Genomic DNA, 19,236 nt, shown 5'->3' with positions numbered 1-19,236 from the left:
GGCCGCCCGTCCGACCATCACGAGACGCGCTAGGCGACGAGTTGCCGGTTGGGGCCGGGGGCACCCCGACCGGCCGGTACCCCGCCCCACGTACGTCATCCACCACTACTGAAGGAGATCGTCATGGGACGACTCGAAGACCTGGTCAGCCACTACGCCACCGCCGCCCGCTGGGAACTCAGCGAGGCCCTCAGCCGCATCGTCTCCCTCGATGACGAAGGCACGTTGGGTGACAAGGACCTGGGCCGCATCGCTTACGCCTACCAGCGGCTGTCGTGGTGGCAGCAGGTCACCGACCTCACGCACGGCTGCGAGGAGACGCTCGACGGCGGGACCGCGCTGTTGACCGTGCGGCGACGGGCACGGGAGTCGCTGATCAACGCCCGCCCGATGAACAACGGCGGCATGTTCGCCCAGGCGATGGCCGAGTCCCGCAGAGGCGGCGCGCGTGCCTTTCTGGACGCGACCGAGAAGCTCGCCGAGGCGATTGCCCTCCCCATCGATCACGGCATTCGTCCGGCCGACACCGATATCCCGGGGATCGAGCGGTCCTCGGTCGAGGGCGACCGTTCGTGACGCCGTGGGAGAGCGGTTCCCGGATCGAGCGGACGGGCTGGGCAGGGGCCCACGTGATCGCGAGGTCCCAGGCCGCTACCAAGCAGTCTGCCCGTCTCGCTGGGCACGGTGGGCACGGTGGGCGTTGTTGGCCTCCCTCAACCCCGACTCGAACGGACCAGAAGCACGAGGCCGAGATGGTTGCGCAGGCGGCGCGGACGACCAGGATTTCACGGGCGCGGGTTCGCGCAGAGCCGGGTGGCCGTTGATCGCGCTTCCATGCCCGCGCGGCGTCTCTCGTCATCGACGGGCGCGTGTGCCGTATCCGACGCGGCGCTTTCCAGCCGCCCACCGTCCACTTGCCCGGCCTGCGCCTCTTTGGCGCGCGCCTGGCGAACCCGAGCCGCTGGTCCGGCGGCCACTCAATGAGCCCCCACCCCTCACCGATCACCCGACGAAAGGAAAACACGCGATGGATCATCACCGCCAGTCCGGCCCTCTGCCCCCGATTGGGGAAGCGGACAGTAGTACCCCCGCCTGGCACATCGGCGCGAACCAAACCGGGCAGGAGCGGCACCCGTTCGATCGGCTGATCGGCGAGAAGATCATCGCTGCCCGCCACGCCTTCTACACGGCGGCAGCAAAGGCGATCTTCACCTTGCAGAACGGGCGACGGCTTTCCAGCGAGAAGTTGTTCGCCGCTGCTTACGCCCAGGCATCGCGAGCCTGGTGGGATCTGGTGGATGAGGAGATCACCGGCAAGAAGCTGGCCTCCGATCACGCGCTGCGGCGGGTGCGCTCCTGGGCCCGCCACTACCTCACCGGAGAACCTCCGGCGGCCCTGCCAGGCACATTGTTCGATCACGCCCTCGCCCACGCCTCACGCATCGCCGCCCGCGACTTCCTCACCGCCAGCGGCCAGCTCCTGATCCAGCACCTCGCCGAGTCCGGTGATGGAGCCGATGTTCCGGCTTCAGGTATGCCCGTGGGCAACCACCACCCCGCCAGCACGCCCCCGAACCCGGTAGTACTCCCGGAGGTTCCCTCAGCGACGGCGGACGCGCTGTGAATCTGCAACCAGCCGTGTCAGCGCGTCCCGGCGCTGGCGTCATCACCGGACGAAGGGACAATCCCATGTGGAACCCGCAGCATCCCGATGCCCCAATCCCCGCACCCGACACCGGTACCGCCGCCACTTCCGGCCCCGATCAGAGTGAAGCGCCGTCGGTGGAGGTGGTCATCGAGCAGGCCCGCCAGATACGGCAGCATAACGCCGACACCATCGGACGGCGGCTCGGCCAGGGCCAGCGGCTGAGTGCCGAGGTGCTCTACGACATCCTGCACGCGCAAACGCTCGCCGGTTGGTGGCTGCTCGTCGACCGGCAGATCCAGCACGCCCGAGGCGGCCGGGGCCTGACCCCGGCTCATGCAACGGCCAGGTTCGTCACCTGGGTCAGTCCCTACCTGGACGACGACACCACCGCCCCTGACACCGCTGGGACCGTGCGTGTCCTCGGGCTGCACTGCGAACACGAACTCGCCCTGGCCCACTTCGACCGGGCCTTGGCCCTCATCCGGCAGGACGCGGCTCGAACCTTCTTGGCGCAAGTCAAGACACTCGTGCCGGCCTCCTCCTCAGAGCAGGCTCCCAGCAGCTCGCCCGGGCCGGAGGCGAAGGCATGAGCAACAGCGCCGCCACCGGCGAACCGATCCCAACCGTGCCTGAGGCCTCCTCGACGCACCCGCCCGCATCCGGCTGTGAGGGCAGCTCGCGGATGGAATCGTTCCAGATGATGGCCTGGCGATGGGACATCACCACAGCCAAGAAGCTCACCCGGAACCGCGCAGCTGAGGGCCGGATCGAACCCAAGGAGTGGGCGGGCATGCTCCGGTTGGTCGCCATCAACCGCGAGCACGCCGCTCAGGTGGACCTGTCCGTGCCGTTGATCATGGCCACGGTCCCGAACGGCGGGATGCTGATCATCGACGGCTGGCACCGCTTGTACAAGGCTCTGACCACCGAAGTGTCCGAGCTGTACGCCGTGGTGCTCACGGCCGAGGAGGAGCTCGCCTGCAGGATGCACGGCGGGGAGAAGGGACAGGGCTGCATCGCGTAGTGCCTGACCCGGTGGCGTAGGAGGCATGCCCCGCCCAGCACATCCGTAGTGCGCTGGGCGGGGCATACCTCCTGCACCACCGGCTCACATCGGCCTGGTGGAGTCCGCTTCAACAATTCGAGGATGCTTCCCTGCTTTGATCAGCTCGAACCGCTCCAGTAGCGCTTGAGGTGTTGGGTTTTGCAGGAGATACGGGTTGGGCCCATCCCCGAAAACGCTCACGTAGGGTTCGGGCTTCTCCGGCACAGGCTTGGCCATTTTGACGAGGGGTCCGCCGCCGTCCGGGGCGTTGGGGTTGCGCGGGTGGAGGGTGTGGCCGATGAGGCGGAGCACTGATTCGATGGGGAGCATGTAGTCGAGGAGACTGGTTTCGTCGTCGTCGGTCAGGGTGGGTCCTGGGGCCGGTTGCGGTTGTGCAGGTCGACTTGCCCGGCGTTGGCGAGGTGGTCGTGGAGGCGGCCTTCCAGCCATCCGGCTTCGCTACTGTTGAGCGTCTCGTCCTCATTGGATTCGTAGCGTATGAGCAGGGCCCGATACCAGTGGTTCCGGCCTTTGAGCTGCTGGAGGACACGCTGGCGTAGTCCAGGGGTGGTGGCCTTGCCGACGTAGGCTCCCCATCGGCCCTCAGTGTCTGGGCGGTCGAGGAGGATATAGGCGCCGGGGACGTTCCAGCCCCGTTCGAGGCGGTTGGCGTGGTCTCGGTCGAGCAGAAGCATGCCGGCGACCTTGTGCTTGGCTCGGATCTTGATCGGGTTGTTGAGGTCGTAGGAGAGGCTGACGATGAGCGGGGACGGGGCGAGCCGGACTGCGCACATGGAGGTGTCTCCTTCACCGGGTCCTGCTGGAGACCTTCCCGGACAGTATCGGTCACATCGCTATCTGTGACTATGTGTTTAGGGAAGAAACGAGCAGCTCACGCTGCCCGGCAGGGGCACGCCCGGCCAGGCAGCATGTCAAGGCAGGGCGGGGGCGGTGAAGGGCAACCATGGCCCCGTTAGGGCTGTACATGGTGGTGGGTCATGCAGTCAGCGTGGGTCGGGTTGGCCAGTGGCAGGGTGGGCGGCCGGGCGGGTGAACCCGATCAGGTCCCCGCGCTGGTAGGTGCCGATTTGGACGACGGTGTGCTGGTGGGGTGCGTGGATCATCTGGCCGTTGTCGAGGACGATGCCGACGTGTCCGGGGCCGTCTGCTTCCATCCGGAAGAAGGCGAGATCGCCGGGTTGTTCCTGGCCGAGCGGGATGACCGGGCCGTGCCGCCACTGGTCGGCGGCAACACGGGGGATCGAGATCCCGGCGGCTTGAAAGGCGCGCATGGTTAGACCGCTGCAGTCGAAGGATGCAGGTCCCTCGGCTCCCCACAAGTACGGCTTGCCGAGCTGGGCGTGGGCGTAGGCGAGTACAGCGGCGATCTGCTCGCCAGGGATGAGCGGGGCGCAAGTCCCGGCCAGGGCGTCGACGGTGCGCTGGGCGAGCGGCTCCCACTGGGCATAGGCGTCAGGGCGGGCAGAGCGCTGAACGGCTTGGGCGGCTCTGGTGAGCGGCATCTGCTCCCAGCGGGGCACTTCGACCAGGCGGTCGTAGAAGATGCCAGTGGCGTAGCGGGGAGTGAGGATCTGCTCGGGTGTTCCCCAGCCTTGCGACGGGCGTTGCTGAAACAGGCCGAGGCTGTCGAGATGGCCGTAGCGCAGGTTACGGAGTTGGGATTCCTGCAAGGCGGTGGCGACCGCGATGACGGCTGCTCGTACGGGCAGACCCCGCTCCATCGCGGTCTGGACGATGAGCGAGGCGTTGGCCCGCTGATCGGCGTCCAGGTCGAGAGCCGTAGGCGCCGGAGCTGAGGCCGCGACCGGGCTGCTCTCCGGCCTGCTCGTCGTCGCGGGTATGGTCGCGCAGACGACGCCGGGCGTCCCGGAGGTGCTCAGGAGGCTGGTGGCGGCTGCGATGAGGGCCAAGACGACGAGCAGCAGGAGGGCGGCGCCGGCCGCGGCGGCCTTCACCTCGGTTCGTCTCCGACGCGGACGGCAGGCATGGTGGCGAGTTCAGGGTGCGGCTGGTCGGTGCCGGACGGGTCGTGGATCCGGCCGAGGGGTAGGTGAGGCCAAGCGCCCGCAAGGTCGGCGAGCCGCAGCCGGGACGGATGGGCATCGGCTCCGAGGGGGAGCCAGATCGGCCCGGCGGGGCCATCCCCGTCGCTGGTGTGGACGGCGGTGGCTAGCGGAATGCCCGATTCGGTGAGGAGTTTGCGCAGGTTTGCTTCGCGAGCGGCGCTGGGCAGCCAGAACAGCACAGGGGTGTTGATGCCGGTGGCGTTGGCGAGGTTGCGGTAGTCGTGCAGCTTGTCGGCGACACGCTTGAGGGTTTCGCTGCCGGTGTCGTGTTCGAGAAAGAAGTTGATCTCGTTACTGTTCTCCCGCCACTGGCCCCAGGCGTCGGGACGGGCCAGGTCGCCCCAGAGCTTGGCGCATTGCTGCTCGGACCACCAAGCCCTTACTTCGGCTGCGGCTTCGGGCTCTGCTGAAGCATGGCGGGCCTGGTGGTGGAGGCGGGAGAAGAAGTCGTTGACGCCGACCTGGTGGTTCAGGCGGGAGGAAACGGCGATGGGAATGTCAGGGTTGTAGCCGAGTTCCTTGACGCTGATACCCCAGCGTTCGGCCAGAACGGCGGCTCCGGCCTTACCGAGTACCCAGTGGATGGGGGCTGAGCCTGCGCCGTATCCGGCCCAGGGCCGGAAGCGGGTGACGGCGTTGAGCAGGTGCAGGGTGTTCATGCGCTTGCGTGTGGACTGGGGAATGCCGAAGAAGATGCGCTGGATCTGGTGAGTGGTCAGGACGCGGTGCCGGTGCAGGTAGGTGAGGATGTCGTGGTCGCGGGGGGTCAGCCGCGCCGACAGAGCGGGCAATGTGGCGCGGTCGAGGCGGGGCTGTCCGGCCGGGATCGGGAGCATGTTCATGGGCGTCTCCTTGCGGGTTGATCGGATGGTGGACTGGTTGGAGCAGACGCATGGCTGTTGCGGCACGCCGGCCCTTTTCGGATCTGCGGGGCGAGCGTGTGGCTGGTCAGCAGAGGCGGGTGCGGTTCAGCGGGTGGATGGTGCGCCGTAGCGCGGGTCGCGGCTGGAGGTGCGGCGGCCTTCGCGGTCTGTGCGCGGATGAGAAGGAGCGGCGTTCTTCGAGGCAGTGAATCCTTCGCGGGATGCCTGCCGGATCTCCGTCTCCCGGCCTTCGACCGCAGCGGGCAAGGGGCGGGTGCACAGGGTGAACGCGGAGGTTTGCTGGCCGTCGATGATGAGGCGGGCGGCGGCTTGGTAGGCGCCGAGGTGGGTGAGGTCGTGCGGGCTGATCAACGGTGCGGTGTGGTGCTTGAGGTCACCTGCGTCTTTGGGTGAGGCGTTGAAGTAGATCTTGTTGCGGGCGTCGGCGGACAGGGCCTCGCGCAGGTCGGCGGGGAGCTGGTCGAGGTGCTGATGGGCCAGGACGAGGGAGAGGCGGTAGCCCCGCGCCTCGGCGAGAACGTCGTTGATGTGGCCGGGCAGGTTCAAGAAGTTGTGGCACTCGTCGATGACGAGCGAGGCGTCGGGCCGGTCAGTTTCGGGGAGTTCGGAGCGGCGGGTGGCGGCTTGCCAGGTGTGGGCGAGCAGGATGGAGCCGAACAGCCGGGCGGCATCGTCGCCGAGGATGCCCTTGGGGAGCCGGGCCAGGATCAGTCCGCCTCGGTCAAGGAGCCTGCCGATGGGGACTGTGGTGTCCGGGCTGGCCAGCGCCTGCCGGACGAACGGACGTAGCAGGACGGCGCGGAGCTTGTTCATCACCGGGCCGATGACGGTGGCCTGTCCTGCGGGGGTGAGGGCTTCGTAGGAGTCCCAGAACCCTGCCAGCAGCTCATCACCGAGCTTGCATATGGTCCGGGCTCGGAAGGCCGAGTCGGTCAGCAGCCGGGGCACATCGGCCAGGGTCGCCTTGCGGCCCAGGACATGGGTGAGGGTGAGACAGGTGGAGCGGAGCAGGTCATCCACCCGCGGTCCCCAGGCTGTGGAGAAGCAACGGTGGAAGATGGTGACGACGGAGTCGACGGCAAAGGTGGGGTCATGTCCGGCGAGGATATTGATCGAGGGCGGTGGCGCAGGGTCTTGCGGGTCGAACACCACAGTCTTGCCGACTGCTCGCTTTGGGAGCCGGTTGAGGATGTCGGTGACCAGGTCGCCTTTCGGGTCGATGACCAGGGCGCCTCGCCCAGCGTGGGCGTCGGCGAGCACGAGGTTGGCCAGGAGAGTCGATTTGCCGACGCCGGTGCCGCCGAGCACGTGGGTGTGATGGCGTGCGTCGGCCACGGGCAACGCAACGGGCCGCTGGGGGCCGCTGTCGGCGTCGCCCAGGACGCGGGCCGTCCCTCCGGCCGTGGCGCGGGGTATGGCCGGGGACGGGGCGTTGGGGCGGGCTCCGGCGCGGGTGACGCCGGGTGCGTCGATGTCCCATGGCAGGTGCGCCAGTGCTGCCAGCTCGTTGACGGACAGCAGGTAGCCGCTGTCGAGGCGGCGCGAGCTGACCGCGCGACGGGGGAGCCAGAGGCGGGCTCGGCGGAGGTACTGGTGGCCGCCGCTGAAGAGGGCGAAGACGCCGGCCAGGGTGTGTGCTTGACCTCGTAGCCATCCGCGAACCAGATCAGAGGAGCCCATGCCATCGTGGCGGGTGCTCATCGGACTGTTTGCCGGAAGGCCGGTGGAGGCTGGTTCGCGGCTGGTGGCGACGGCGTAGCGGATTGCGACCGTGTAGCGCGGTTGACCGGCTTTGGCGAGGATGGCGCGGACTTGTTCGGCGCGTTCGGGGAATTCGCGGGCCAGCTCGCTCGCGCGGTGGTGGCCTCGCGTATCTGACGGTAGGGGAAGGATCTCGTCGAAGACGCGGCCGAGGCTGTTGCGGCTGCCTCCTCCGCGCAGGCGGGCGGCTGCCCGGTAGGCGTGGCGCAGGCGTTTGCCGGTGGTGGGCCGGGCCAGGATCTGTACGACAGCGTGTTCGCCTTCGCGCAGTCCGCTCATGGCTTCCAGCAACGATCGAACCGGGTCGTGGCTGTGGTCGGTCTTGAGTGGGAAGTGTTCAGGTGCGGCTGGCACGAGCCGCCCGCCCGTGGCCTTGGTGCCCTCAGAGAAGGGTGGGGTGGCGGGTCTGGTGGTGGTGGTTGCGCCTGGCCATGCGGCGTGAATGGCCTTCTCCACGATGCCGGGCGGGATTAGGCCTGGCACCCACAGGCGGATGCGGATTCCGGCGTCGCTGCCGTGGTACTCCCATACCAGGTGCGGCTGACCGGTGAAGGCGCGTTTCCATGCTGGCCGGAGCAGGCCGACGAGTTGCCGCCACAGCACTACGGCCCCTTCGGGGTCGCTGCGGGGCGGGCTGGCGATCTCGATGAGCTGGGCCTCGGGCGCCATGTCGATGTGGTGGAGCCAGCCCAGCACGTAGCGCGCGGCGGCGGCCATGGACCAAATGACGGCGAGGGCTGCAGCGAGACGGGGCCCGTAGGCGAGGGCGAGTTGGGGCAGGTGGGCGGGGAGTTCGGCCAGGAAGTCGAGCGTGGTCTGGACATCGCGGTCGTCGATCCCGCACAGGAGGCACGACCCGTCCAGGTGAGGCGACGGAGCGGTGATCACAGCGGGTCGCTCTCCTCGTCGTGGTCTTCGCCCGGGAAGCTGGAAGCGGTCTGGGCCGGTGAGTGACCGGCACGGTCTGGAGGTGGGTCGTGTTGGTCGAGTTCGGTCAGGTGGGCGGGATCGGTAGTGATCAGCTCGACCTCACGGGCGGAGGCGATGACGTGGAAGGCGGCTCGGCTGGCGGGGCCGGCGACCAGGAGCGCCTCGCCGCGCTCGGCGGTGAGCAGGAACTGGCGTTCTCCGTCGGTCAGGTCGAAGGCGTCTCCGACCGTGCCGATGGCCTGCGGTGCCTGACGCAGGAGGATCTGGTTGGCGGCGTTGGCCACGATCGCCTGCCCGAGCTCGGAGCCGAGCAGGTCGGCTGCATCTTGGGTGACGACGGCGAGCCCGGCCCAGTGCTTGCGCGCGGCCTTGGCCATTCGGAACAGGAACCGGGCCCCTTCGGGTTCCTTCATCAGCAGCCAGGCTTCGTCCACGACGACGAGGCGCTTCTTGCGGTTGCGCGGGTTGGCCACTCGTCGCCAGATGGCGTCCAGCGCCAGTAGCGTGCCGACCGCTTTCATCTCCTCAGGCAGGTCACGCAAGGAGAAGACGGTCAGGTGTCCGGCTGGCTGCGTGGTGGTCGGGCCGTCGAACAGGTCGCGGTAGGAGCCGGAGACGTAGGGGGCAAGCTGCGCCGCCAGTTCCGTCTCCACGGAACCGGCTGCTTTGGTGTTTTTGGTAAGGGTTGTGGCCAGATCGGCGAGCAGCGGCGCAGGCCGAGTCCAAGTGGCCGAGTCGCGGGTGATCCCGGCCGCCTGGTAGGTGGCGATGATCGCCGAGTCGAGCACAGCCCGCATTTGCGCGGTGAGCTGCCCGCCGAGCATGGTGGCGATGAGAGTCTGCAGGAACATTGCTCGACGCGACAGCACGTTGTCACGAGGACCCTGACTGACGGGCAGGTCGAAGGGATTCCATCGCACTCCGGCCGCGCCGAGGTGCACATAGGTGCCGCCGACCGCTCGTGCCAGGCGGGCGTATTCGTCTTCGGGGTCAACGACGGCGACCTCGACCCCTTGGTAGAGCAGGCGCAGGGCTTCGAGTTTGGTGAAGAAGCTCTTGCCCGCGCCGGAGCGGGCCAGGACGACGGAGTTGTGGTTGTCCTGGGCGTAGCGGTCCCACAGGACGATGCCGGAGCTGGTGGCGCTCAGGCCATACAGGACCCCTGTCCCTCCGACTTCGGTCGTCAGGTCAGGGGAAGTGAACGGGAAGGCGGCGGCCAGCGCGGTCGTGTCGAACGTGCGTGTCGCGTTGAGCGAGTCAACACCCAGCGGAAGGGTCGTGGTCCAGCCCTGCAGGGCACGAAACGTCGCCGGTTGGGCATCGAGCAGCAGCGAGGACGCGAGTGCCCGGACGCGTTCGACCTCGGCGGCCAGTTCCGGCTCCGAGGGGGCGTGGATGGTGAGGTAGAGACCGACTTTGAACAGGCGGCCGTGCCCTCGGGCGAGGCTGTCGGCCAGGTCGGTGGCGTCGTCGGCGGCGGCCTCGGCCGTGAAGTCGGCAAGTCTGCCGTGTTGGGCGTCGGCGCGGCTGGCTGCTTCCAGGCGGGCAAGCTGGCGGCGCAGCCGCATCGCGGCGACCTGCTGCGGGATGGGTTCCACGTGCAGGGACACGTCCAGGTGGCTGGGGTAGGTGAGCAGGGGTTCGAGCCAGCCCGCGCCGACCTCGCGCGGGTATCCGGCGACGGCGAACGACGCGCAGACGGCGTTGGGCAAGGCGACGGACCGTACACCGACCTGCACAGCAGTCGGGTGGAGCAGCGTCCGAGAGTCTTGACCGTGGAGATGGCGGTGAAATCTCACGTGTTCCTCACGAGGTGGTGTGGGTCTGCGCCGTCGCGGAGATCGGCTCATCGAGGAGGGCCTGACCGAGCGGATGCCAGCTGCCGGGGTCGAGACACTCAGTGAGTGCTTGGGCGGCTTGTTCGGCGTCCAGGACGCGGGTGGCGATGCCGAGTGCGGCCAGGCTGCGTTCGGTTTCTGCGGCCCTGCGCAACACGACCGCGGCCGAGGCGTCGCGTCGTACCGGGCGCCGTCCCCGATTGGTGGCGGGATGGTCGCGGAGCACGACGAGCACTTGCCGGGTCAGTAGCTCACGCGAGGTGTTCAGCTCGGCCAGGTAGCCGGCGTGCTCGCGGGCAGCCTGGGCCAGCGCCGGATGCGGCAGCTCGTCTGCCTGATGCTCGATGCTCTGGATCAGGTCGGACAGGTCCGCAGGCCGGGCGCGGGCCAGAAGTTGCACGGGAGACTCAAGTGAGTTCAGCCATCGGCCGAACGCGCCTACCAGCGCGCCCTGCTCGCTGGTGGTGCGTAGGTGGAAGGACAGGGTGCTGGTCTCCACCAGCACAGCGACGCCTCCGTCTGCGAGTTCGAGTGCGCCGTCGGTGCGGATCGCGCGTACCGGCAACCGCAGCGGTGCGGGCAGCTTGCCCCGCAGGCGGCACCACCGGGGCGGCTCGGTTATCCCCTCAGGAGCGGCTACCAGCCTTTTCGGAGCCCAGGCGAACGACAGCGCGGTCCAGGCGAACCGGTCCAGGCTCAGCCCATCGCGTCGTCCGAGGGCGACCGTGATGCCGAGGGCGATGAGAGGGAGCAGGATGGAAGCCAGGATGACGACGGGCAGTAGCTGGTGGAACAGGTAGTAGATGGCGGCAGCGATGCCGCCAGTGAGGGTGACGACGAGGATCTGGCGGAAGGTGAGCCCGTAGGCGATCTTGTCCGGCTGGTTGATGTCGGAGGGGATACGGGCCAACAGCGGCGGCGGTTCGGCCTCGTGCCTCATCAGCCCTCCCATCGTTGCTGACAACCAGTGCGCGGGATGCGGCGAGGTGGCGGATCGAGTCGCAGGCGGAGTTGGCCCGGGCGGGGGGCACGGGTGGGCATGCCAGGAAGCCGGTTTTGAACCCAGGGCGGGTGGGGCCGTATCCAGGGCCGCGCTGTCGTCGCGGTGGCCGCGGAGGGTGGTGTGGGTGGGCGTGGTACGCGGGTGACAGGGAAGGGCAATGTGAGCTGTTTGCCCTGCCTGCTTCGCCTGCTGGGGGTAGATGCGGCTCCAGGTGTCGGCGTCGCTGCTGCATGGGGCGGCAGATTGAGCGGCAGTGCAAGCTGCTGCCAGGTGGGCGTGCTGCCGGGCATGGCGGCTCCCGATGATGAGCTGGGTGGAGTGCGTGGGCCGGGGCGGCGGGGCCCGCGCGCTCGTGGACCTTGGGGGCCGCTGGGGCGGCCTTGACCTGATGGCCTGCCGCGCCGGTGCGCGGCTCGCACAGCACCCTTGGAGGTGGCTGTGCGCCCGGCCTTGCCCAGGGCGCGGGCGGCGCCGAGCGTCTTGTAGACGATTACGGCCTTGAGCAGCCGCTTCAGCATGTTGGGTTGCCCCTGCTGCCAGATTGTCCTGGCCACCCAGCCAGGAATCTTGATCAGCACGAACAGGACGCCGATCACGATGAGCGCGTCCAGAGCCCGGTTCGCGGTGGGCTTCACTAGCGCCTCTACCACATCGCCTGTGCCTGGGGCTGCGGGGCTGAGCGGGTAAGCGGCGGCGGAGTCGGTGAGGAACAACTTGAACGCCAGGATCAGGCCGAGGGCCTGCAGGATCTGGATGGCCAGCAGACCGGACAAGGACCGCCACCACAGCTTCGCGATTCCCTCGGTCTGCGGGAGCGCGTGACACAGCAGAGCGAGTGGTGCGGCGATGATCAGGAACAGCAGCAGCGTGACCCGGATGATGCCGATGAAGGCGAGCAGGAAGCCCATCAATGCCGCCACGCCGACCAGCAGCACGAGAAAGAGCAGGGTGCCTCTGGGGTCTTTGATGAGGCCGTCGATTTTGGCGGCGATCAGGTTCCCGGCCCGCTGCCCGTCGACCCCGTCGCCGAGCAGCGCGGTGACCATGGCGTTGGCCAGTTCGATCGCGTACTGGCAGATGGTCAGCGAGGTGTTCAACGCGATTACCGCGACCACCAGGCGTGGGATGACCTCGCCGGGCGTGGTGGAGGTCTGGGCGCTGCCGTAGGCCATCACGATCACACCGCCTGCCAGCACCATCAACACCAGCAGCGCATTGGCGACCAGCCGCACGTGACCGGACAGCTCCTGAACCCGCTCCAGCATCATGGGCGGCGGGGCGGCGAGCAGGACGCTACCGACCAGAACGAAGGCCGGGTTGATGGCATCGGTCACCAGGCTGGTGAACCAGCCGTTCATCGCCTGATTGATCTTGCATCCGATGTCCATCCACCCGCACTCCTGCACGCCGGTGGGCGGCGAGGACGGCGGCGACTGCTGGGCTGGCGGGATCCAGGTCACCTGCGGCGAGAGGGCCGGGCTGGCGGAAGGCGACGGCGCTGGCGTTGGTGTGGGGCTCGGGGCTGCGTGTGCTGGCGCGGTGGCGGCGAGCCCGGTCAGGAGAGTGACCAGAACCAGGGCCATGGCCGGCCAGGGCAGCCTCCGGAGCGGCCGGAGGCGTGCGAGCTGCGGCATCGTCAGGCTCCGACGATGCCCTTGAGGATGGTCACCAGAAGGGGTGCCAGGACGGCGATGCCGTAGCCGAGGGCGGCGTAGCGCAGGGTCTTCTTGGCGGCCTCGACCTCGCCGGGGTCGCCGCCGGCCAGGATGTAGCGGACTCCGCCGACGGTGAGGAAGAGGGTGGCCAGAGCCACGAGCAGGCCGACGATGACGTTGCGCAGATTGTCGATCACCGCGTTCAGCGAGGACGGGACCGCTGCCGTGCTGGCCAGCGTCACGCTGGTGGCGTTGGCGTAGGCGGCGGCATGGGCGATGGCGTATTCGAGCAGGGTGCCTACGACAAGGCCGCCGAGAACGACCAGGACGACAAGGAAGATCTTGAGGCTGTGGGTCTGGGATGAGGTGGTGCGTCGCGGGCGGATCATGTACTACCTCCCAGTGCGGTGGTGCGGTCGAGCTGCGGTTGCGGGTGGTTGTGCAGGGCGAGGGCAGTGCGGAGGTGCCGGTCGGCTGCGGGGCCGGATGGGCGTCCTCCTTCAAGAGCGGAAGCGTTGGGCTGGGCCGGGTGACAGGGACCGGTGACCAGGTGGCCCGCTGCCGAGGACCGACGCCCTCCGCGCTGCCTTCTCAACTGGCTAAAGACCAGGCCGAAGAGTTGAGTTAGGACATCGGAGCCAGCGGATTTTGCGCACGCTTTGCTGCTCGTCTCACGTCGACACCGATGCCGTTGCTACCGGTTGTGCTTGAGAAGGGCCTGGTAGAGGGCGTTTTCGGCGCGCTGACGGCGCTTGAGCGCGGTGCAGTAGAGCAGGCCGCGGCGCCGGCAGTAGGAGCTTAGCGAGACGCCCTCCAGTCGCGTGAACCCGATGAGTTCCGCCTCCAGCTCAGTGATGACCCCGTCGGCGACCGCCTGAGCCAGGAGCAGGTCGGGGTGACCGGCCGGATAGGCGAGCGGATGCTGCCGCTCGTCGGGGCGGTCGATGAGATCGGGATCGGCCAACAGGCCGGGCCGCTCCGAAGCGTAGGCGCGCAGAACTGTGAACTGGGCGAGCCGCGACAGCCGCAGTACCGGGTGCGACCAGGCCAGCTTCACCCGAGTCAAGGCCTCGATGTAGGCGGCCAGCACTTCGGCTTCCAGATCCTCCCGATCGGCGCGGGCAAGGCGGCCAGACTGCCCGGGGTAGATCTTGTCGGTGAGCGTGGTGGCGAGGCGGCGCAGCATTGGGATGGCGAGTGCGACGGCGGCGACCATCCATGCTCCTCGGTGGGTGCGGGCCTGGTCGATGAGGTGCCGCCAGACATGGTCGCGGGTGGTACGCGAGCAGGACGGGTGCAGCAGGATCGCCCGCAGTTCGTTCATCGGGATCGGCCGGGCGGGGAGCCCCTGCCCGAGTGCGGCGCCGTCGACTGACAGCGGGGACGGGCCGCACATGAGCAGGTTGAAGGCGTGCTCGGCCACGTCCAGCGCCAGCGAACTGGCCAGGTCGGAGACGGGAAGGTCTGTGATGGATCGGCAGGAGGTGCCGGACAGGTCGCCGACATCGGAGGGGAACAGTTGGAGGGCCGTGTTGTTGGCGGTCGAGCTGGCGATGTCCGAAGACAGACGGATCGAAGAAGGCTGAGACATGGCGACGCTCCCGGAAGACGAGATCGGTTCGGATGTCGCCATCCCGCCAAGGGCCCTGGGCAAGAACCGGGCAGGAAATGATCAGACTTCGGGCACAGCAAAGATCAAGTCTGTTTTGGATCATGTCGCTGAACTAAGGATGACCTGCGAAGACGTAAGGAAGTGGCGCATACGCGCGCTGGCCGGAACGAGGTCGCGCTCCGCGCCTCTTGCATCCGAAAAGCTGCGTGACCTGCGATAACGGGATGGGGGCGAAACTCCTAGGTCAAGCTTGAGTCAAGCGGGCAGCCCCGAGCCTGGTCCCGTAGCTCGGCGGTAAGCGCCGTTGAGGACATGGCAGGCCATCGGCTGCTCAGAGATCCACGCCTGCGCTGTCTGGACGGTTGGGGAGGGCGATGGGCGCGCTGGTGCGGAGCATGCGAGCCTCGGCCATGGCGCTGGAGATGACGGCAGAGACGGCGTCAGCGGCGCGGCGTCCCGCCAGCTCCTGGATCCCCCGGGGAGGGTCACGGTCATCGATGATGAAGAGGGTTCTGTTGTGGGCGGCATGGGTGCGCACATGCCAACCGAGCTGACGTCCGGCCGTTCGCGCTGCTCGCCGAATGTCGGCAAGCTCTCCCAGTTCGGCGACCGCCTCTTGGTCGAGTATGAGCTGGCCATAGAAGCCGCAGTACTCCGGCTTGAGACCGGCAGCCATCATCACCTTGATCTGGTCGACGAGCTTCACGAAGCGGCGCTGGGCCAGTTCGTCCTTCTGGCTCGACACGCGAACCACCTCCCGCTGACACGGCCTGGGCCCGTGTCTTCTCAGCGTAGGCCGATGCTGCCCAGCAACGGTGGTTAACCCAGGTGAAAGCTGAGGACAGGCAGTGTCCGAGATATGTGCAGGGCCTGCACGAAAACGCTGTGACCTGGGAAAACGTTTCTGGGCAGGGGTGGACTTGTCGCAACGGCGGGACATGAAGATGCTGGCCCGGCAAGGAAAGGGGCCAGGCCAGCACACCACCGAGCGGGCCAGAGCTACATCAGTGTCCGACCCATATGCCGCATCATTATCTGCATGATCGAATGAACGCAGAAGAGGAACTGCCTCATTGGCGTGCGGAACATGCGCCTCCGGATCCGTGGCTGCCTCGATGGCTGGCAAGTGCCTCCGATGAGGAAACATCGCCCGCAAGCTGTGGACGGATCCGCAGGTGAGACCGAGCCGTGGAGGCCGCGAGTGCTGGACGGTAGCGGCCGGCATTGCCGGACCTTTGCTTGACGGCCCGTCCTAACTCCGGCCATCAGTCCGGTATTTGGTTCAGTGACAGGGACCGCTGACCCGGTACTCGGGCCACACCCAGATGACTGAACCGGCCATCACCACCTCCACCGTCTCCGGCTCTACCACCGCCAACTCTTCGTCCACGTCCGCAACGACCATCGATCCCTTCCGCGAACTCTGTATGAGCCGCGAGGCCCAGGCCCCTTCACGGGGGCATCTGCCGCTGACCGTTTGGTTGGCGGCAGCCGACACCGAAGCCATCGCCGCCTGCGCGGCGGGCTGCTGCCATCCGGTCAGCGGCCCCCTGGCCCGTCACCTCATAGCCACCTGCGCGCGATTGGGCGAGACGGTGGTTCATCTCGGTGCTGGCGATCACCAGCTGGTCTCGGCCGCGTTGACGGCGGGCTGCCTGCCGGTGGCCGTCTTCACCGACGCGGCTCGTGCGGACGTGACCTGGACACGTCTCGCGCGCACCCACACCGCCCACGACCTGGAGGTCACCGATCTACGCATCACCGAACACAAGGACGACGAAGCGCCGCTGACCGATCTCATCAGGAGTGCAGGGCTGGTGGTGACGGAGCAGATCTGCGACCAGCCGGGTCGGCGCCTGGGCCAGGCAAGCTCGCACGATGAGGCCAGGCCGCACGGCATCGCGGCGGCGGCGAGACTGGTGAAGCCGGACGGGCATCTGGCTGTGGTGACCGGCCTGCATCGCCAAGGCGATGTGGCCGACCCGATGCCGAAGATCATCACCCAGGCCCGGAGCGTGGGGCTGGTGTATCTGCAGCACATCGTCGCCCTGCGGCACTCTGCTCGCGGTGAGTGCATCGAGCCTGACCTCTTGCGCAGTGGCCTGGCCGCGTTGCAGGACCTGCCGCAGTGCACCGGATTGCCGGCCAGCGCCCGGGTGCACTCGGACGTGCTGCTGTTCACGCGGCCAAGAGGGCTACCCGAGCCGCACGGACGGCAGGCGCCGCCCGCGGGCAGCGCCGGCTCGCAGGCCGCCACCGGTTCCATCGCGCAGGCTGGGAGTGAGCGCTGATGGCCGAGGTGACAACGTCGGTGTGGGCGACCGGGCAGCAGCCCTCGCGGGTGCAGCGGCGGGGCCGGTACGTGCCGGAGTCGATGCGGCATCCGGGAAAGATGCTGCCCTCCATCGCCGCCCGCGTGATCTCCACCTACACCCGGCCGGGCGAACTGGTCGTCGACCCGATGTGCGGAATCGGCACCACTCTGGTCGAAGCCATCCATCTCGACAGGCACGCCGCGGGCGTGGAGTACGAGGAACAATGGGCGCGCCTGGCCGTCGCGAACCTCGGCTTCGCAAAGAAGCAGGGGGCGTCCGGCTTCGGGCGAGTGGTGGTCGGGGACTCTCGCAACATCGCCCGGTTGCTACCGGATCTGGCGGGGCAGGCGGCGCTGGTGCTGACCTCCCCGCCGTACGGAGCGGTGACGCACGGGCACATCCGCTCCACCCGCGACACCGGAGAGCCAGGCGTGCGCAAGTGGAACCATCACTACTCGACCGACCGCGGCAACCTCGCCCACCAGCAGCTCCCGGCATTGCTGGACGGGTTCGGCCACATCCTGGCCGGCTGCGTGGAACTGCTGCGCCCGGGCGGAGTTGCGGCGATTACCGTGCGGCCGTACCGGGTGCGCGGTGAGCTGATCGACCTGCCCGGTCACGTCCACCAGGTCGCCGAGGACGCGGGTCTGGTGTTCGCCGATCGGATCGTGTGCCTGCTGTGTGGCCTCGGCGATGGCCACCTTCTGAACCGGGCGTCGTTCTTCCAGCTTTATGAAGCACGCAAGGCATGGACGCGCGGCCTGCCCATCCACGCCGTCGCGCACGAGGACCTGCTGGTGTTCCGGAGAGTCGCGAAGCCCGTGAGTTCGCAGAAGCTGCAGAGTCTCCAGCAGGAATCGACTCCGGCATCAGCTCAGTCGGATTCCAGCCTTCGAGACGGCCGCGAGCTGAAGTAGCCCGGATCATCCCGCGCTCCGGTCCTGATCCTGGCCATGGGCGTAGACCTGCGGATATCGCTTGTGCGTGCCACGAAGGTAAGCATCGATAGCGCCACCATCAGCCCGTCCCGCGCCAGACCTATATGCCTAGGGCTGTGGCCGCCCGTCCATGAACGGCGGTCCCCCAGCAGGGGCCGGTCGGGGCCGGGCCGGTGGCGTAGCGCTCACCGCAGCCCGCCACGGTCACAGCGGCTGCGCATCCCGCGTGGCCCACCACGGCTCCTGTTCATCAATGTCACGGAGGTCATGCATGACTAGCACGATCCCAACCCAGCTCCAGGCGACCGAGGCCCTTGAACGGCCGGAGGTAGTCAGCCTGCTGACGGCCGGACGGCTGCTCGGGATGGGCCGCACCAAGGCATATCGCCTGGCCAAAGCAGGCGAGTTCCCGTGCCGGGTGCTGCGCATCGGCGGCCGGTACGCGGTGCCGGTGCGAGGGCTGCGGGCGCTTCTTGAACCCACTACCCAGGGCGGCAATGACAGCCGCCGCCCGGCAGGCTAGGACGGATGACAAGTCGCCAAGGGCACCGCATTTAAGGGTCGCACGACTGGCCGGCCTTCACCTTCTCCCTGCTCTGCAACAGAAGGAGGCCCTATCAGAAGGGGATGATGCGCCTGGCAGGTGTGACCCATAGCAGGTGCTTTCTGGGAGACCCTGGGTCCGGCAGCAGCACACGCTGGGAAGGGAGCGCGCTGCTGCCGGACGTCTACGGAGATGGGCGGCCCCTCAGTCGCAGGGCCCATTGCCTCTGCGACGCCATTTCCTTGCGAGGGGCCGCCCGGCGACGATCAGGCGGACGGGGGCCCCACCGTGATCGTCGCAGGGGCGGCTGACCGGGCTCCGCTCATCGGCCAGCCGTCCGGGCGTGACCGCGTCCACGCCTTCACTCGAGGCGCTCGCGGTCACCGCCCTCTCAGAAGCGCTTCGTGTCGAGCTGCACACGACTCCCGCGCTCCCGAGAGACAGAGGATTTGCTCTCATCCGGCGCTCTCGGATGTGGCCAGATGAGGCGCTGCATCCAGACAAGTCCGCCTTCTGGGCGGGGGTTTGCGCACCGGCGTGGCCGGTGTCGTTCGATGGGTGCGGATCGTGGCCCTTCCTGCCGCGTCATGGAGCGGCAGGAAGCTGTCAGGTTGGTTCGCGTTGTGGTCCGAGGCAGGCGTCTTAGTTCGCGGTGGGGGTTAGCACGTAGCGGATGCGCTCGGCGGCGGTGGCGATCTCATTGACCGGGGTGATCGGTTCGGCCCATGACCACCACAAGCTCCACTCGTTTCCCAGAGGTGCCGCCGAGATGACCTCGCTGAGCGAGGGGGCGTCGGGGTTGATGACCCGTAGACGCGGCAGTCGCTCGTCGTGGGTGAGCAGGCGCGCGTGCAGGCCCTGTTCCTGCAGCAGTTTTTGCAGGTCGCTGAGGTAGGTGGCGGCTTGGTCGGCTACGCCGGGCGGGACGGGTTCGGGCATGACGGTCTCCGAGGCTGATCGACGGCAATGGGTTCCA

At 68.0% G+C, this 19,236-nt stretch carries 19 protein-coding genes; 7 read left to right on the top strand and 12 right to left on the bottom strand.

Annotation, left to right across the window (positions count from 1 at the left end; genetic code table 11):
- The first annotated feature begins 123 nt into the window (after window positions 1-123).
- From AB0J97_RS04455 to AB0J97_RS04440, 4 genes are all read left to right on the top strand, one after another.
- Window positions 124-576: a hypothetical protein gene (locus AB0J97_RS04455; RefSeq protein WP_364084393.1), complete on the top strand. Its 453-nt coding sequence runs from the start codon at window positions 124-126 to the stop codon at window positions 574-576.
- 451 nt (window positions 577-1,027) lie between these two features.
- Window positions 1,028-1,624 (top strand): hypothetical protein, encoded by a 597-nt coding sequence (locus tag AB0J97_RS04450; protein ID WP_364084390.1) that lies wholly within the window; start codon window positions 1,028-1,030, stop codon window positions 1,622-1,624.
- 65 nt (window positions 1,625-1,689) lie between these two features.
- Window positions 1,690-2,238, top strand: a complete 549-nt coding sequence (locus tag AB0J97_RS04445; protein ID WP_364084387.1) for a hypothetical protein — start codon at window positions 1,690-1,692, stop codon at window positions 2,236-2,238.
- On the top strand, window positions 2,235-2,672 hold the full coding sequence (locus tag AB0J97_RS04440) for a hypothetical protein (RefSeq protein ID WP_364084384.1): 438 nt from the start codon (window positions 2,235-2,237) through the stop codon (window positions 2,670-2,672). Before AB0J97_RS04445 ends, AB0J97_RS04440 begins: the two co-directional genes overlap by 4 nt.
- 84 nt (window positions 2,673-2,756) lie before the next feature.
- On the opposite strand, the gene AB0J97_RS04435 is transcribed toward AB0J97_RS04440, so the two are convergent.
- The 11 genes from AB0J97_RS04435 to AB0J97_RS04385 all read right to left on the bottom strand — a co-directional run bounded on the left by AB0J97_RS04435 (window position 2,757) and on the right by AB0J97_RS04385 (window position 15,208).
- Window positions 2,757-3,023: a hypothetical protein gene (locus AB0J97_RS04435; RefSeq protein ID WP_364084381.1), complete on the bottom strand. Its 267-nt coding sequence runs from the start codon at window positions 3,021-3,023 to the stop codon at window positions 2,757-2,759.
- A gap of 32 nt (window positions 3,024-3,055) precedes the next feature.
- Window positions 3,056-3,487 carry a hypothetical protein gene (locus AB0J97_RS04430; RefSeq protein WP_364084378.1) on the bottom strand — a complete coding sequence of 144 codons (432 nt, stop codon included), beginning with the start codon at window positions 3,485-3,487 and terminating at the stop codon, window positions 3,056-3,058.
- A 210-nt stretch (window positions 3,488-3,697) separates the two neighbouring features.
- Entirely contained in the window at window positions 3,698-4,669 is a 972-nt protein-coding gene (locus tag AB0J97_RS04425) for a C40 family peptidase (RefSeq protein WP_364084375.1), read from the bottom strand.
- A complete protein-coding gene (locus tag AB0J97_RS04420; RefSeq protein WP_364084372.1) occupies window positions 4,666-5,622 on the bottom strand; it encodes a replication-relaxation family protein in 957 nt (318 codons plus the stop codon). The genes AB0J97_RS04425 and AB0J97_RS04420 overlap by 4 nt, the downstream gene beginning before the upstream one ends.
- A gap of 126 nt (window positions 5,623-5,748) precedes the next feature.
- Complete coding sequence (locus AB0J97_RS04415) at window positions 5,749-8,313, bottom strand: type IV secretion system DNA-binding domain-containing protein (protein ID WP_364084369.1); 2,565 nt, start codon at window positions 8,311-8,313, stop codon at window positions 5,749-5,751.
- On the bottom strand, window positions 8,310-10,067 hold the full coding sequence (locus AB0J97_RS04410) for an ATP-binding protein (protein ID WP_364084366.1): 1,758 nt from the start codon (window positions 10,065-10,067) through the stop codon (window positions 8,310-8,312). Before AB0J97_RS04410 ends, AB0J97_RS04415 begins: the two co-directional genes overlap by 4 nt.
- Window positions 10,068-10,161: 94 nt before the next feature.
- Window positions 10,162-11,133, bottom strand: coding sequence for a PrgI family mobile element protein (locus tag AB0J97_RS04405; RefSeq protein WP_364084363.1), 972 nt, complete (start codon window positions 11,131-11,133; stop codon window positions 10,162-10,164).
- The gene (locus AB0J97_RS04400) at window positions 11,133-12,584 is read right to left on the bottom strand and encodes a hypothetical protein (RefSeq protein ID WP_364084360.1); all 1,452 of its coding nucleotides are present in this window, start codon (window positions 12,582-12,584) and stop codon (window positions 11,133-11,135) included. The genes AB0J97_RS04405 and AB0J97_RS04400 overlap by 1 nt, the downstream gene beginning before the upstream one ends.
- Window positions 12,585-12,832: 248 nt before the next feature.
- Window positions 12,833-13,240: a pilin gene (locus AB0J97_RS04395; protein ID WP_364084357.1), complete on the bottom strand. Its 408-nt coding sequence runs from the start codon at window positions 13,238-13,240 to the stop codon at window positions 12,833-12,835.
- Window positions 13,241-13,545: 305 nt separating this feature from the next.
- Window positions 13,546-14,484: a hypothetical protein gene (locus AB0J97_RS04390; RefSeq protein WP_364084354.1), complete on the bottom strand. Its 939-nt coding sequence runs from the start codon at window positions 14,482-14,484 to the stop codon at window positions 13,546-13,548.
- A 310-nt stretch (window positions 14,485-14,794) separates the two neighbouring features.
- Window positions 14,795-15,208 (bottom strand): hypothetical protein, encoded by a 414-nt coding sequence (locus AB0J97_RS04385; RefSeq protein WP_364084351.1) that lies wholly within the window; start codon window positions 15,206-15,208, stop codon window positions 14,795-14,797.
- 580 nt (window positions 15,209-15,788) lie between these two features.
- Between AB0J97_RS04385 and AB0J97_RS04380 the strand changes: the two genes are divergently transcribed.
- The 3 genes from AB0J97_RS04380 to AB0J97_RS04370 all read left to right on the top strand — a co-directional run bounded on the left by AB0J97_RS04380 (window position 15,789) and on the right by AB0J97_RS04370 (window position 18,239).
- On the top strand, window positions 15,789-16,754 hold the full coding sequence (locus AB0J97_RS04380; RefSeq protein ID WP_364084349.1) for a hypothetical protein: 966 nt from the start codon (window positions 15,789-15,791) through the stop codon (window positions 16,752-16,754).
- The gene (locus AB0J97_RS04375) at window positions 16,754-17,695 is read left to right on the top strand and encodes a DNA methyltransferase (protein ID WP_364084347.1); all 942 of its coding nucleotides are present in this window, start codon (window positions 16,754-16,756) and stop codon (window positions 17,693-17,695) included. The genes AB0J97_RS04380 and AB0J97_RS04375 overlap by 1 nt, the downstream gene beginning before the upstream one ends.
- 292 nt (window positions 17,696-17,987) lie before the next feature.
- Window positions 17,988-18,239, top strand: a complete 252-nt coding sequence (locus AB0J97_RS04370) for a helix-turn-helix domain-containing protein (protein ID WP_364084344.1) — start codon at window positions 17,988-17,990, stop codon at window positions 18,237-18,239.
- Between the two features lie 663 nt (window positions 18,240-18,902).
- Here AB0J97_RS04370 and AB0J97_RS04365 read toward each other — a convergent pair.
- Entirely contained in the window at window positions 18,903-19,199 is a 297-nt protein-coding gene (locus AB0J97_RS04365; RefSeq protein WP_364084341.1) for a hypothetical protein, read from the bottom strand.
- Window positions 19,200-19,236: the final 37 nt, after the last annotated feature.

Source organism: Nonomuraea sp. NPDC049607 (genome assembly GCF_040675375.1).
Taxonomy (GTDB): Bacteria; Actinomycetota; Actinomycetes; order Streptosporangiales; family Streptosporangiaceae; genus Nonomuraea.
The sequence above is the reverse complement of the archived record's forward strand: the minus strand, read 5'-3'. Positions and strand labels throughout refer to the sequence as shown.

Coding starts and splice junctions, on each gene's coding strand:
- AB0J97_RS04455 (WP_364084393.1), top strand. CDS start 124: ATGGGACGACTCGAAGACCTGGTCAGCCACTACGCCACCGCCGCCCGC.
- AB0J97_RS04450 (WP_364084390.1), top strand. CDS start 1,028: ATGGATCATCACCGCCAGTCCGGCCCTCTGCCCCCGATTGGGGAAGCG.
- AB0J97_RS04445 (WP_364084387.1), top strand. CDS start 1,690: ATGTGGAACCCGCAGCATCCCGATGCCCCAATCCCCGCACCCGACACC.
- AB0J97_RS04440 (WP_364084384.1), top strand. CDS start 2,235: ATGAGCAACAGCGCCGCCACCGGCGAACCGATCCCAACCGTGCCTGAG.
- AB0J97_RS04435 (WP_364084381.1), bottom strand. CDS start 3,023: ATGCTCCCCATCGAATCAGTGCTCCGCCTCATCGGCCACACCCTCCAC.
- AB0J97_RS04430 (WP_364084378.1), bottom strand. CDS start 3,487: ATGTGCGCAGTCCGGCTCGCCCCGTCCCCGCTCATCGTCAGCCTCTCC.
- AB0J97_RS04420 (WP_364084372.1), bottom strand. CDS start 5,622: ATGAACATGCTCCCGATCCCGGCCGGACAGCCCCGCCTCGACCGCGCC.
- AB0J97_RS04405 (WP_364084363.1), bottom strand. CDS start 11,133: ATGAGGCACGAGGCCGAACCGCCGCCGCTGTTGGCCCGTATCCCCTCC.
- AB0J97_RS04400 (WP_364084360.1), bottom strand. CDS start 12,584: ATGGACATCGGATGCAAGATCAATCAGGCGATGAACGGCTGGTTCACC.
- AB0J97_RS04395 (WP_364084357.1), bottom strand. CDS start 13,240: ATGATCCGCCCGCGACGCACCACCTCATCCCAGACCCACAGCCTCAAG.
- AB0J97_RS04390 (WP_364084354.1), bottom strand. CDS start 14,484: ATGGCGACATCCGAACCGATCTCGTCTTCCGGGAGCGTCGCCATGTCT.
- AB0J97_RS04380 (WP_364084349.1), top strand. CDS start 15,789: ATGACTGAACCGGCCATCACCACCTCCACCGTCTCCGGCTCTACCACC.
- AB0J97_RS04375 (WP_364084347.1), top strand. CDS start 16,754: ATGGCCGAGGTGACAACGTCGGTGTGGGCGACCGGGCAGCAGCCCTCG.
- AB0J97_RS04370 (WP_364084344.1), top strand. CDS start 17,988: ATGACTAGCACGATCCCAACCCAGCTCCAGGCGACCGAGGCCCTTGAA.
- AB0J97_RS04365 (WP_364084341.1), bottom strand. CDS start 19,199: ATGCCCGAACCCGTCCCGCCCGGCGTAGCCGACCAAGCCGCCACCTAC.